8 protein-coding genes are annotated in these 13,304 nt (G+C 74.6%); 2 read left to right on the top strand and 6 right to left on the bottom strand.

The features are described 5' to 3' along the window. Nucleotides 1-88 precede the first annotated feature (88 nt). Entirely contained in the window at nt 89-568 is a 480-nt protein-coding gene (locus ASC60_RS17675; RefSeq protein ID WP_159043280.1) for a hypothetical protein, read from the top strand. A gap of 260 nt (nt 569-828) precedes the next feature. Beyond that, nucleotides 829-2,187 carry an FAD-binding oxidoreductase gene (locus ASC60_RS17670; protein ID WP_370592934.1) on the top strand — a complete coding sequence of 453 codons (1,359 nt, stop codon included), beginning with the start codon at nt 829-831 and terminating at the stop codon, nt 2,185-2,187. Between the two features lie 295 nt (nt 2,188-2,482). On the opposite strand, the gene ASC60_RS17665 is transcribed toward ASC60_RS17670, so the two are convergent. From ASC60_RS17665 to ASC60_RS39320, 6 genes are all read right to left on the bottom strand, one after another. Continuing rightward, nucleotides 2,483-4,453 carry an RICIN domain-containing protein gene (locus tag ASC60_RS17665; protein ID WP_055551986.1) on the bottom strand — a complete coding sequence of 657 codons (1,971 nt, stop codon included), beginning with the start codon at nt 4,451-4,453 and terminating at the stop codon, nt 2,483-2,485. Nucleotides 4,454-4,671: 218 nt separating this feature from the next. Continuing rightward, nucleotides 4,672-5,784 carry a class I SAM-dependent methyltransferase gene (locus ASC60_RS17660; RefSeq protein WP_079038454.1) on the bottom strand — a complete coding sequence of 371 codons (1,113 nt, stop codon included), beginning with the start codon at nt 5,782-5,784 and terminating at the stop codon, nt 4,672-4,674. After that, entirely contained in the window at nt 5,781-7,007 is a 1,227-nt protein-coding gene (locus tag ASC60_RS17655) for a glycosyltransferase (protein WP_055551985.1), read from the bottom strand. Before ASC60_RS17655 ends, ASC60_RS17660 begins: the two co-directional genes overlap by 4 nt. Next, a complete protein-coding gene (locus ASC60_RS17650) occupies nt 7,004-7,870 on the bottom strand; it encodes an alpha/beta fold hydrolase (protein ID WP_055551983.1) in 867 nt (288 codons plus the stop codon). Before ASC60_RS17650 ends, ASC60_RS17655 begins: the two co-directional genes overlap by 4 nt. Before the next feature lie 3 nt (nt 7,871-7,873). Then, nucleotides 7,874-8,209 carry a phosphopantetheine-binding protein gene (locus ASC60_RS17645; protein ID WP_055551981.1) on the bottom strand — a complete coding sequence of 112 codons (336 nt, stop codon included), beginning with the start codon at nt 8,207-8,209 and terminating at the stop codon, nt 7,874-7,876. Further along, nucleotides 8,206-13,302: a beta-ketoacyl synthase N-terminal-like domain-containing protein gene (locus ASC60_RS39320; protein WP_370592929.1), complete on the bottom strand. Its 5,097-nt coding sequence runs from the start codon at nt 13,300-13,302 to the stop codon at nt 8,206-8,208. The genes ASC60_RS17645 and ASC60_RS39320 overlap by 4 nt, the downstream gene beginning before the upstream one ends. Nucleotides 13,303-13,304 lie beyond the last annotated feature (2 nt).

Raw genomic sequence — 13,304 nt, 5'->3', positions numbered from 1 at the left:
GCGGGGTGAGGAAGTCCATCGCGCTGCCGACACTGCCCGGCAACCCGTACGGCGCGGTCCCGGTACGGGGTACGCAACGGTGCGGCCCGTGGCCCATCGGCCGCCGCTGCCGGGGTATCCCCTTCGCCCCGCTCCGTCGGAGCGCCCGGCCGGGCCGGAGGCCCCGTATGCCGCTCCGTGGCAGCTGGCGTGCCAGATGCGCGGCGGGTCGCCCGCGGCCACGATGGCCCTCCGGCACCGCCAAGGGCTGTTCTTCATCATGCTGTTCCGGAAACCGAAGGGCCAGTTCTGCCGGACCTGCGGCACGGCGCTCTACCGGAAGCACACCGCCATGACGATGTGTCAGGGGTGGCGGCATCCGCTGTCCGCGACCCTGTTCAACCCCGTCACCATCATCCTGAATCTGCGGGTCCAGTCGAATATCGAGCGTCTGCCGGAACCGGGCCCTGACCCCTTCCACAGCCCGCTCCCCCTGGGCAAACCCCTCTTGCTCCGGCCGGGCACCCTCGTCGGGCTGCTGCCCGCCGCGGTCGTCCTGCTCTTCCTCGCCCATCTGATCGCGGGGTAGCGCGAGCCCGGCCGGTGGCGCTCGGTAGAGTCCTTCCCCGCGACACCGGCCCACCGCGCGCTGTGGCAGCAGCATGTGCGGCGCGTCGAGCAATGCGACTGCGGCCGGCCCCACCACCGCATGCACGGTTTCCCTCCGGCGGGGGCCCGCGCGGTCAGGCCAGGGCGCTGATCATCGCCGGCCGTCGCGGTGGGTACCGTGGCGGGGACGCGGTACGGGGACGACGACAAGGTTGGGGGCCGGGCGTGCTGATCGAGGAGCTGCGGCGGGAGCTGCCGGACGGGCGGCTGATCGAGGACGAGCGGATCGCGGCCGGGTTCGCGCACGACGAGGCGGAGTGGGCGCCGTACGGCACGCCGCGCGTGGTCGTACGGCCGCGTACGGCGCGGGAGGTGCGGTCCGTGGTGCGCGCCTGTCTGCGGCACGGCGTTCCGCTCGTCACCCGGGGCGCCGGAACCGGCCTCTCCGGCGGCGCCAACGCCGTCGAGGGCTGCGTCGTGCTCTCCACGGAGCACATGAACACCGTCCACGAGATCGACCCCGTGGAGCGGCTCGCGGTCGTCGGGCCCGGTGTGGTCAACGACGATCTGCGGGCCGCGTGCGCCGAACACGGGCTCTGGTATCCGCCGGACCCGGCCAGCGCGCCCTGGTCCACCATCGGCGGCAACGTGGCCACCAACGCGGGCGGGCTGTGCTGCGTGAAGTACGGCGTCACCCGCGACTACGTCCTCGGCCTGGAGGCGGTGACCGGAACCGGTGAGCTGGTGCGGCTCGGCCGCAGGACGGCGAAGGGTGTCGCCGGGTACGACCTGGCGGGGCTGATGGTCGGCTCCGAGGGCACCCTCGGGGTGATCACCGAGGTCACGGTGCGGCTGCGTCCCCAGCGGGAGGCGGAGCGCACCGTCGCCGGATACTTCTCGTCGGTGGTGGCCGCGGGCCGCGCCGTCACCGCGGTCGGGGCCGCGGGGCTCACCCCGTCCGCGCTGGAACTGATCGACCGGCACTGCCTGGCCGCGGTCGACCGGTGGAAGAACATGGGCCTGTCCGTCGACGCGGACGTGGTGCTCCTGGGGCGTACGGACGCGCCCGGCCCGGCCGGGGCGCGGGAGGCCGAGCGCATGCTCGCCTGCTTCGAGGAGGCGGGGGCGACCTGGGCGGCGCAGTCCACGGACCAGGAGGAGGCCGACGCGCTGTTCGCGGCGCGGCGGCTCGCCTACCCGGCGCTGGAGCGGCTGGGCCCGGTGCTCACCGAGGACGTGTGCGTGCCCCGGGCGGCCGTGCCGGAGATGCTGGCGCGGATCGAGCGCGCGGCCACCCGGCACGACACGCTCATCGCCAACATCGCCCATGCCGGTGACGGCAACCTCCATCCGCTGCTGACCACCCAGCCGGGCGACACCGCGGCCCGGGAGCGGGCCCAGGCCGCGTTCCGCGACATCATCGCCGACGCCATCGACCTGGGCGGCACGGTCACCGGCGAGCACGGTGTCGGACTGCTCAAGCGGGACGGACTGGAGCGGGAACTCGCGCCCGCCGTGCTGGAGATGCACCGCGCCGTCAAGGCGGCCCTGGACCCGCGGGGGATCCTGAACCCCGGCAAGGTCATCAGCCACGGCTGAGCGGACACCGGGCCCGCGCCCGTCCCCGTCACGCCTCCGGCCCCCGTAGCGCCGTTTCACGTGTGCGCCCGTGGGGCGTTCACATCGCAGCGCCGTCCTTCCCCTCGCGCCAGCGGCGGTCGGCGCCCCGGGTCCCGCCGGCGCGGTTGCTGCGGGACCCGGGGCGCCCCGCGGCACACCGTGCCGGGCATGCCGGCCAGGTGGGGCGAGGGCGCCGCGCTCGACACCTGGGGTGTGTGCGCGTTTTCCTACGCCACCTCGACACCGCACCTGCCGCGCGCCCCGGTTCGCGCCGTCAGCGGTAGCCCCGGTAGCCCGCTCCTCCCCGGCCGCCGTCGTGTCCGGCCCAGCCCGAGGCCCAGGGCGCCTGCCCGTACTGCCCGTACCCGCCGTATCCGTACTGTCCCTGCCATCCGCTCTGTCCGTACTCTCCGTACGGCCCCTGCCGGCCGTACCAGGAGCCCGCCTGCCGCGGCGGGGGCGGATCCGCCGCCGGGGGCTTGGAGCGGTGCGGCGCCGGGGACGAGGGGCGCGACGATGGCGCGGACTTCGGGGGCGCCGAGGGTTCGGGGGCGCGCGCCGGTGGCGCGGTGCGGGCGGGCTTCGGGCGGACGGCGGACACCTGACGGGGCGCCGCCTCCCGGTCCGGGCGGCCCGTCTCGGTCCGGTACCGGTTGTCGTTCGCCGCGCCACCCGCCAGCCAGCGCTGTGACCTCGCGGAGTCGTCACGTGTCTTCAGGACCATCCCGGCTCCCTTCTCCGTGGAGTCCGGGGTCAGGGCCAGCTCCTGGTTCCAGCGCGGCACCAGGGTGCCCTGGAGGGTGAAGTCGTACCGCACGTTCGCCGCGGCCCGCTGTGAGGTGGTGGCGCAGGAGCCCAACTGAACGGCGAAGCTCAGGCGGGAGTTGAGGCAGAGGTCGGGGTCGGCGCGGCTGCGCAGCAGGCCGTCGGCCTCGTACGACCACTGCTGGGTGGCCGCGGAGGTGCACGGCGTGGCCTCGGTCTCCGCGCCCGCCTCGGGCTTGCCGCCGACGATGTCGAGGCACAGTCCGTTCGCGGCGTTGCGCAGCCGTCCGCGCAGTGTGTCGTCCGGGCGGCCGTCGGCGCCGATCCAGGAGGGATCCGAGCCGGGGGCCGTCGTGTCGCCCGCCCCGGCGGCCGGCTGCGAGGAGGGGGTGTCGCGGTCGTACGCGGCGTTCTCGCCAGCGCCGGAGGGGAGGACCGAGGCAACCGCCACCGACACCAGGACGCAGCCGCTCACGGTGGCCGCCGTCATCACGAGGAGCCGGCCGCGGGTGAGCCCCGGCCGTCTTCTGCGCGCCGCCGGGCGCGCCTTCCACCAGGGGTTCTTCCCCGCGGAGTGGCGAGGCCCTGCGCCACGTGGCGGGACGGAGGGCATGGGTGGGGGAGCCGCGACGGGGCCCGGTTCGGGGATGCGGCGGCCCGGCCGGGAGTCGAGATAGTCCCGCGCGCCCCACCCCAGGACCGCTTCGGCGAGCAGGAGGGCCACCCGGCCGGTGGAGTGGTCCAATTGGTCGGCGGCATGACGGCAGTGCTCGCACCGGACCAGATGCTGCCGCAGATCGGGGTCGAGCCGGGTGTCACCGCGGCGGAGCGAAACGTCCAGCAGCCGGCTGTACTGGCGGCACTCCTCCTCGGGGGCCGTGTCGCGGTGGGCCTCCAGGCAGGCCTGACGCCAGCGCAGCCGGGCCCGCTCCAGCTCGGCGGGGGCGTCGTCGGACAACCCCAGCAGCCCGGCCGGTACGGCCAGTCGCTCCGCCTCGACCTCCGTGTGCCACAGCAGACAGCGGGCCGCCTCGGGGAGCTTCTGGAACGCGCGGAACACCAGGCGTCTGTTCTCCGGCGGACGGAACCGCCCGTCCGCGCGCCCCCGTTCCCTGGGGACGGCCCGCAGGCCGGGGTGGAGCAACGCGGCGCGCGGGCCCGCGTTCCACTCCTCCGCTATGCCCCGCACGGTGGCCAGCACCCGTGGCCGCCACGCGATGGCCGGTGTGTTGCGCCGCAGCGCCTCCGCGAACAGCCTGGTGAACGCGGCGGAGGTGAGGATCCCCGCCGGGTGGGAGCCCGTGGTGCACACGCTCGCGTAGGAGAAGGCCGCCTCCCAGTGACGGCCCAGCAGCTCCCCGGCGGGCTGTTGTTCGGACGGTTTCCCCGAACACTTCTTCATTTCGGCCGTGAGCTGTTCGTCCGTCACGCCGAAGAGGGGGGTGGGGGTTAAAGAGTGCGCCAGGGCGGCGTCGTTCACGTCTTTTCCCTTTCACGGGACAGGGAGAAAAGTCCGTACCAATGGGGAGTGTCGGCCCTGTTGGCGGCGCCGAAAACACCTGGCCCAGCTGGCGACACCTGCACCTTTGCACACGGAACCGATGCGGAACAAGGGAGTTCACATTTTTCGGGTTCGGGCGCTACGAAGGGCCACCGAAGTGTGGACTGACGTTGCGAAATGCAAAGTGGCGAACGAATTCACCCATTGCGCCGGGCTACCAGACGGTAGGCGTTGGACACCTTCCCCAGCCCGGCCAGTGGCTTGAGTAACAGCCGGTCCACTGTGGTGGCCACGACGAGCGGGGGAATGGCCACCAGCAGGCCCGCGCAGCGCAGCAACCAGCGCGCGCGACCGGTCGGCCTGGCCAGCCAGGGGGCGTCGTCGGGAGGCAGGACCGCGTTGGCACCCAGCCACACCGCGCCCAGCAGGTCGACGGTGTCCGATGGCTCGCGGTGCTGTTCCAGGACCACGGTGAAGCCGAGCGCTTCCAGTTCCTTCCGCAACGCCGCAACGGGGAGGAAGTACAGGTGCTGGGGCTGGAGCCAGGGCAGCCAGAAGCGGCCGAGGAGGCGGGCGAACCAGCACTCGGGGTCCGGCACCTCGATGAGCAGATGGCCGCCGGGGCCGAGGGCTCGGTGGGCCGCGCGGAGTTCCGCACGGGGGTCCGTACTGTGCTCCAGGTAGTGGAACATGCTCACCACGTCGTAGCGCCCGGCCAGCCGCTCCCCGGCCAGCTCCGGGAAGCTGCCCCGGATCCCGTGGTCGATCCGCCCCTCCCGCTCGGCCAGTTCGACGCCCTCGGTGAAGTCGAGCCCGTCGAAGACCGTATGAGGGAAGACGGTGCGGGCCGCTTCGGGGAAGTGACCGTGGCCGGTGCCGACGTCGAGCCACTTCGCCGGGGAGTCGGCGGAGGGCTTCAGGGCCTCGGCGCGGCCGAGGTACATCTTCCGCCGGCCGGAGAAGACGTTGCCCATGCCCTCCTCCCCCAGCCCGTCGTAGAAGTCGCGGTAGTAGAACTCCAGCCCGTCGGCGCCCAGCCGGGGGTTCTGGAACACCAGACGGCAGTCCCGGCAGGTGTCCAGCCGGAAGCCGCCCGGCTTGTTCTGGAACCGGTCCCTGGTGCGCAGGCGGCGCTTCAGCCGGGGCGAGCCGCACCAGGGGCAGTCCGTGCGGCGCGGCTCGAAGAACCGCTCGGTGCCCTGGGCCAGGTCGGCCTGGTAGCGCGGCCGGAGGGCGGCAACGGCCTCGGCGCGGGACGGTCGCGGGGCTTGCGCCCCGGGTCTGCTGGAGGTGGCGTTGTCCTGGCTCATCGTTCCCCCTCGGGGGTGGTGGTGGGATGGGTGGTGGCCAGTCGTTCCAGGTGGGCGGCGGCGGCGCGGGCGCCGCCCGCCGCGCGGAAGGACGCGCCGACACGCTCGGCGGCGGCGCGGTGGCCCGGTTCGTGCAGTACGGCGTCGACGGCCTCGCCGAGCGCCGCCGCCCGCACCCTGCCGAACCTGACCCGGACGCCCGCGCCGGCGGCCACCACCTGGGCGGCCACCACGGGCTGGTCGTCCCGGATCGGGGCCACCACGAGCGGGACACCGTGCCACAGGGCCTCGCACACGGTGTTGTGTCCCGCGTGGCACACGACCGCCGCCACCCGCTCCAGCAGGCGCAACTGAGGGATCCGCGGGACCGTCAGCAGGTTCTTGTCGCTCTCCTCGGCCACGGGGCCGAGGGTGCCCGCCGGATCGACGATGACCGTCTGGAAGCGGTCGGCCCGGGTGCGTACGGCCTCCCGGGCCGCGGCGAGGAAGCGGGCGCCCGCGTCGGTGTTCGCGGTGCCGAGGGTGACCAGGACGGCGGGGCGGGCGGGGTCCAGCCACTGCCACGGGAAGTCGGGTTCGTCCGGGCGCCCGGCGATGGACGGGCCCACGTACCGGATGTGGTCGGCCGCCCGGACGGGCCGCCCGGCCAGTTCCTCGGTGGTGAACGCCAGCACCAGATCGGGCGAGAAGCGGGGGTCGGCCGTGCCGCGCGGATCGCCGATCCGGTCCCGCACCCCGGCCAGCAGCCCGTCCAGCCAGGCGTCGATCTTGGGCATGCCGTCCAGCGCGCCGGTGAACTCCGCCGAGGTGGTGGCCGAGGTGGCCCACCGTACGCCCAGCCGCTCGGCCACCAGGGGGCCCGCCACGGTCTGCTGGTCGGCCACCACCACATCCGGGCGGAACTCCTCGATGGCCCGGGCCACGTCGGGAGCCATGGCCTCGGCGAGCGGCACCAGGAAGTCCTCCCACAGGAACTTCAGCGCGCCCGGGCCGCGCACCTCGGGCGGGCGCTCCGCCCCGCCCTCGCCGATCACCGGCCCGGCGCAGCGGTGGACCGTGGCACCGGGGCCGACCAGCCGCTGGACGACCTCCGGCAGCCCGGCCCAGGCCACCTGGTGGCCACGGGCGGTCAGTTCGGCCGCGACGCCGACGGTCGGGTTGACGTGGCCGACGAGCGGCGGCACGACGAAGAGAAACCGGCGGCCCGGAGACGTCACGGTCATGAGACATCAGCCCCCTCGGCCCCGGCCGCCACCGGGACGGCGGTCCCCTGTTCGCGGATCCAGGACAGCAGCAGTGCGCGTATCCGCGCGGGCGCCTCGGCCAGCACCGAATGCCCCTCCCCCGGCAGCATGACCGTGCGGGTGCCCGGCGGCAGCGTCTTCAGCCATCCGTCCTCGGCGGCGAGTTCGGAGTCCGCGCCGTACACGGCGAGCGTCGGGCAGCGCAGGGAGCGGACCTGCTCCTCGCTCACCGTCCGGCTCGCGGCCACGTCCTCGGCGATCGTGGTCGTACGCACCAGCCGGGCCGCCGACTTGGCCAGCCGCGCGGTGTGCGCGCCCCGGTGGGCGGTGACCCAGGCCAGCGACTCGGCCTCGTGTGCGACGAGTTCGACGACGATGCGCCGCATGATGCCGCTGATGTCCGTCAGCCAGCTCTCGGTGGCGGGTTTCGCCTCGATCGTCGCGATACCGGCTATCCGTTCCGGGTGGCGCAGGGCGTAGCCGTACGCCACCGTGCCGCCGAAGCAGTTGCCCACGAGGTGGACGGGCGTGGTGATGTCCAGCTGGTCCAGCAGCCGTTCCAGATCGCTGACGAACGTCTCCAGCCGGTAACCGGATCCGGGGCGCTCGCTGCGGCCGTGCCCCCGCTGGTCGTACATCACCACGTCCAGCCCGGCGGCGGCCAGGTCCGAAGCCACCGTGAAGTACCAGCTGGCCAGGGAGTCGGTGAGCAGGCCGTGGACGAGCACGACGGTGGCGGTGGGCGGCCGGCCGCCCGGCGGGGACAGCCGCTGTACGTGCAGACGGATACCGTCCGGCCCGTCGCCGGTGCCGGGCGGGCCACCGAGGTGGATCATCGCCATGGGTCAGCTCCCCTCGGCCACTCTGAGGCACCGCACGATGTACTCCACGAGCTGCCCGACAGTGAGGCCGATGATCTCGTCCAGCTCCAGGTCCGCCACGAACTCGGCGAAGTTGACCTCCTGCCCGTACCGGTCCTGAAGGGTGCCCGCCAGGGTCACCAGATCGATGCTCTCCAGCTCCAGGTCATCGGTGAAGCGGGTGTCCATGGTGACCTCGATGTCGTCGAGGCCGTCCTCGTCGAGCATGTCCCGGAGCATTCCGGCGACGTCCGCGAGCACGGCCGGTGCGGCCGGTGCGTCGGGCGCGGGCGCCGGGGCGGTGGGTTCGACGGTGGTCACTGATCGGTCTCCTCGTCCTGATCCCGGTGGCCCGGACCGGTCGTCCAGGCCACGGCGTACTCCCTGTCCGGCAACCCGGACGGGTTGGCGGTCGTCGTGCAGCACACCCGGTAGCGGCGCGGCCGGTGTCCGGTGGCGGTGGCCACCTCGACGGTGAGCCGCGCGTGGTCCGCGCCCTCCGGCTCCACACCGACCACGGTGGCGTCCCGGCCGGTGCCGTCCGCCTTCGCCACCGCCGCCTTGGCGGCGCGGAAGGCCGTGGCCCACCGGACCGTGTCGCTGCTGCCCGAGTCGGTGACGGAGGCGGTGACGGAGGCGAGGAGTTCGCGCTCGGCCGGGCCGAACGGCTCGCCACCGTCGGCGACTTCCTCGATGCCGATGCCGATGCCGTGTTGCTTGTCCGGGTGGCGCGGCACCACCAGGGCGACCCCGGCCTCGGCCCGGGCCGCCAGCGTCAGTTCCAGCGGGGGCAGGGTCCGGCCGTGGACGCCGACGGCGTACGGGCGGCCGTGTTCGTCGTCGCACACCCGGATCTCGGCCGGGAAGACCGGCCCCTCCCCCCGCTCCCACAGCCACCGCCGTACCGCGTCCTTGGCCGCGATCCGGCCCAGCAGCCACTGCCTGCGGCCGAGCGGCGGCTGCCGCGCGTACTCGGCGCGCTCGACGCCGCCCAGATGATTGCGCATGATCAGATCCCGCGAGGCCAGGTCCGGCCAGCGCTCGTACACCAGTGACCAGCCACCCGGCTGGGCCTGCGACAGCGTGTTGCGCTGCGGGAAGCGCTCCACCGGGCGGGTCTGCGGATGGTTGTCGAACCGGCGGTCGTGCCAGCCGCGCAGCTCCGCCCACACCTGCCCGTCGGCCAGCAGCTGGACATCGGCCTCAAGCGCCGCGTCGGTCAGCGCGACGATCCTGACCAGGCACTCCACCTCGGTGCCCGGGCGGGGATGCGGACCGTAGAAGCGCATCAGGCGCATCCCGACGGGGAAGACGACGGAGCGCTCGGTGTGCGTCGCCATGATCCAGTACCCGAGGAGCTGCCCGACGTTGTCCAGGAGCGCCCCGGGCGCGGCCGGTGTGGTGATCGTGCCGCGCATATGCCTCTCGCCGATCGCGGTGAGCCGGGTGAGCCCCTGGAACGCCGGGCCGTGGAACATCCAGCGCTCGCCGTAGATCTGCGCCGCGGTGTGCTCGGGCACCCGCTCGGTGGCGGGGTCGACACGCCACGGCGCGGGGCGGTCGGCCGGGTAGTGGGGCGCGAGCTGGACGGTGCCACGGGCGCTGCGGCCGAACGTGGCGGTGTAGTGGGCGGGGTTGGTGGCGGACGGTGTCACGGTGACCGCGACGGTGCTGGGCGGCGTCGCGGTCACCCACTGATCGAAGCGCGCGCCGTGCACGGCCACGGCCACCCCGCCGCCGTCCGCCGCGTGTGCCGCCGCGTCGATGAGGTGCTGGACGATCGTGGTGGCCGGAACCACGGGCCACCGGTCGGATTCATCGGGCCAGCCGGGACGCTGCGGGAAGAAGCAGTGATCGCGGAGGTAGGGCATGGCCTCGGTGGAGACCCGCACGTCGTAGCGACGCGCACGAGCCGAAACCCGCCCGGCCCGCCCCGCCGCGACCACCTCGACCGCCACATCGGCCGTCTCCCGAAGGAGCGCGTCAAGCTCGGCGGCCCAGGGCGCGGCGGGGGGAGGTTGAGTGGGACGGGCGGGGTGATGGGGGCTGCCGGGGTGTGGGCGCGGCGGCACGGGGTGGCGCGGCGCGCCCGCCGACGCCGCGTGCGGCGGGGTGGCCTGGGCCGTGCTCGCCGTCGCGGGACGCTGCGGTGTGACCCGGGCGGTGCCCGCCGTCGCGGGACGCTGCGGTGTGACCCGGGCGGTGCCCGCCGACGCCGGGTACGGCGAAGCTTGGACCTGGTCCGGTGCGACATGACCTGATCCCGCCATCGCCGGGTACGGCGGCGCGGCCGGACCCGCGCCCGCCGTCGCGGCGTGCGGCGCCTCGGGCGGGCCCTCGCCCGCCGCTGGAAGCGGCGGCGCGGCATGGTCCCGGCCCGCCACCGCCGCGTACGGCGGGGTCGCCTGGGCGGCGCTCGCCGTCGCCGCGTGCGGCGACGCGGCGTACGGCGACGCGGCGTACGGCGAACCCGACGCCGCAGACGGCCGCGCGGGGTGGCACGGCGCGTCCGTCGCCGGGAGTGGCGGCGCCGCCCCGTCCGTACTCGCCCCGACCGGGCCCGGGGGTGGCCAGGCTTGGTGGGGGGCCGGGGGGCGGAGCCCCTCGGTTCCGGGAAGGGGCGGGGTGGGGAAAGCCCCCTCCCCCACCGACCTCAGCGCATCCCGCAGCTCACCCAGCCGCCGCTCGCCGAGCGAGATCAGCGCACCGTCCAGGTTCAGCCGCACCGGGGCCGGAGGCCGCGCCGCACGCGCCCTCGCGCCGGGGCGCGGGAGGGCGGGGTCCACGGGCACGCCCTCCGTCCACAGCGCGGTGGCGACGCGGCGCAGCTGGGCGACGCCGTCGCGGTGAGGGGAGTTGGCGGCCACCACGAGGTGGTCGCGGCCCTGCAGCGTGTCGCCGATGAGCGAGGCCAGCTGGCCGGTGCCCATCTGTACGAACGCGCGGAAGCCCGCGTCGTGCAGGGCCTGGATCAGCAGCCGGAACCGCACCGGTTCCAGGAGGTGCCGCACGAACAGCCGCCGCACCTCGGCCTCGGTGTCCGGATACGGCGCGGCGGTGGTTCCGGACCAGACCGGGACGCGGGGTGGCAGGAGCAGTTCGAAGCGTTCCGCCAGGGTTCTGATGGGGTCCAGGAAGGGGGCCAGCATGGGCGTGTGGAAGCCGGATTGGAAGGGCAGGACCTGGGCGATCACGCCCGTCGCGCGCATCGCCCGGACGAACTCCTCGACGTCGTCCCTGGGTCCGCACACCATGGACTGGCTGGGCGCGTTGTCGTGCGAGAGGACGATCCGGCTGTCCGGCCGCTCGGCGAGCGCGGTGAGGACGCGTTCCGCGCCCGTGCCGAGGACGGCGAAGGTCACACCGGGGACGCGCAGGGCGTCGGGGTCGAAGGAGTCGAGGAAGGCGTCGACGGCCTCGCCCGCGTAGAGCCCGCCCGCGGCCATCGCGGACCACTCGCCGACGCTGTGTCCGGCCACCGCGTCCGGCACGATTCCCATCCGCCCGAGCGCGGCGTTCAGCAGGCGTCCGACACCGAAGACACCGACGCCGTGGCGGCCGATGTCGCCCGCTCGGGCCGCCTCGCCGTAGCGCTCGCCCGGGTGGCCGCCGGTGTGCCGGGACAGCCCGAAGTACTCGGCGATCCCGTCCGTGCGGGGCTCGAACTCGGCTTCCAGTCCGGGGAAGACGAAGGCCAGTTTCCCGGCGGGGCCGCTCAGCAGGGGGCCGGGGGTGAACCAGACGTCGTTGCGGCCGCGCCACGGGCGGCCCTTGGCGACCACGCGCCGCGCCAGGGCGAGCCGCTTGGCGGTGGGTTCGACGATGCCCAGCCGGGTAAGGGCGCCCCGCCCGGAAACGGGGGCGGGCGCGGTGGCCCGTACGGTCGCGTCGTCGGCGGCGAGCAGTTCGGCCAGCCGCTCCGGGGTGTCCACGGCCAGGGCCAGCACCCGCTCGGGTTCGGTCACGACGGCCGCCGGGCGCCGCTTCACCACCGCGGCCGGCTCCTGCTCCAGCACCACATGCGCGTTGATCCCGCCGAACCCGAAGGCGTTGACCGCCGCGCGCCGCACGGGGGCCTCCCAGGGGGTGGCCGCGTCGAGGGTACGGAAGCGGGTGGACGCCAGCCCCGGGTGCGGGTCGTCGCAGTGCAGGGTGGGCAGCAGCCACCCGTGGTGGACGGCGAGGGCGGCCTTGACCAGCCCCGCGACACCGGCGGCCGGCATGGTGTGGCCGATCATCGACTTCACCGAGCCGATGACGGCGGACCCGTCCGACTCGCCGCCGGGCCCGAACACCTCGGCCAGCGTGGTGAGTTCGGCCGCGTCCCCGGCGGGGGTGGCCGTGCCGTGCGCCTCCAGCAGCCCGATCGAGTCCGCTTCGCGCGGGTCGAGGCCCGCGGCGCGCCAGGCCTGCCGTACGGCGCGGGTCTGGCCGCCCGGGTCCGGGTTGACCAGGCCGGTGGCGCGGCCGTCCGAGGCCACGCCGGTGCCGCGGATGACGGCGTAGACGCGGTCGCCGTCGCGCCGCGCGTCGGCGAGCCGTTTGAGGACGACCACGCCGGTGCCCTCGCCGATCAGCAGGCCGTCGGCGGCGCGGTCGAAGGGCCGGATGCGCTGGCTCGGCGACAGGGCGCGCAGCTGCGAGAAGACGCTCCACAGGGTGATGTCGTGGCAGTGGTGGACACCGCCCGCGAGCATCACGTCACATCGCCCGGAGGCCAGCTCGCCCACCGCCTGGTCGACGGCGACGAGGGAGGACGCGCAGGCGGCGTCCACGGTGTAGGCGGGTCCGCGCAGGTCGAGCCGGTTGGCGATGCGTGAGGCGGCGAGGTTGGGCACCAGCCCGATGGCCGTCTCGGGGCGGTCAGGACCGAGCTGTTCGGTGAAGGCGTCCCGGATCCGGTCCAGGTGGCCGGGGCCGAGGCCGGGCAGCAGCTCGCCGAGGGTCCGTACGAGCTGATGCGCGGTGCGGACCCGCTGGTCGAGCCGGGCCAGCCCGGGGGTGAGGTAGCCGCCCCGGCCCAGGACGACGCCCACCCGCTCCCGGTCGGGCAGGTGGTCGTCGCCGCCCGCGTCGGCGATGGCGGCCGCCGCGACGCCGAGGGCGATCAGCTGGTCGGGCTCGGTACCGGACACCGAGTTCGGCATGATGCCGAAGCGGGCGGCGTCCACGTGCGCGTACGTGTCGACGAAGCCGCCCCGGCGGCAGTACACCCGGTCGGGCGCGGCCGGTGTGCCGTTGCCGCCGCCCCGCGGGTCGTAGAACCCCGCGTCCCACCGCCCGGCCGGGACGTCGGTGATGGCGTCCACGCCACCGGACAGGTTGCGCCAGTAGGTGTCCAGGTCCGGGGAGCCGGGCAGCAGGACCGACATCCCGACGACGGCCACCGGGGGCAAACTCTGACGTGCGGTCACGG

Source organism: Streptomyces sp. NBRC 110028, assembly GCF_001417735.1.
Taxonomy (GTDB): Bacteria; Actinomycetota; Actinomycetes; order Streptomycetales; family Streptomycetaceae; genus Streptomyces.
The sequence above is the reverse complement of the archived record's forward strand: the minus strand, read 5'-3'. Positions and strand labels throughout refer to the sequence as shown.

Excerpts from the sequence above, each read along its gene's own strand:
- ASC60_RS17650 (WP_055551983.1), bottom strand. The coding sequence starts at position 7,870 with ATGGCGATGATCCACCTCGGTGGCCCGCCCGGCACCGGCGACGGGCCG.
- ASC60_RS17660 (WP_079038454.1), bottom strand. The coding sequence starts at position 5,784 with ATGAGCCAGGACAACGCCACCTCCAGCAGACCCGGGGCGCAAGCCCCG.
- ASC60_RS17655 (WP_055551985.1), bottom strand. The coding sequence starts at position 7,007 with ATGACCGTGACGTCTCCGGGCCGCCGGTTTCTCTTCGTCGTGCCGCCG.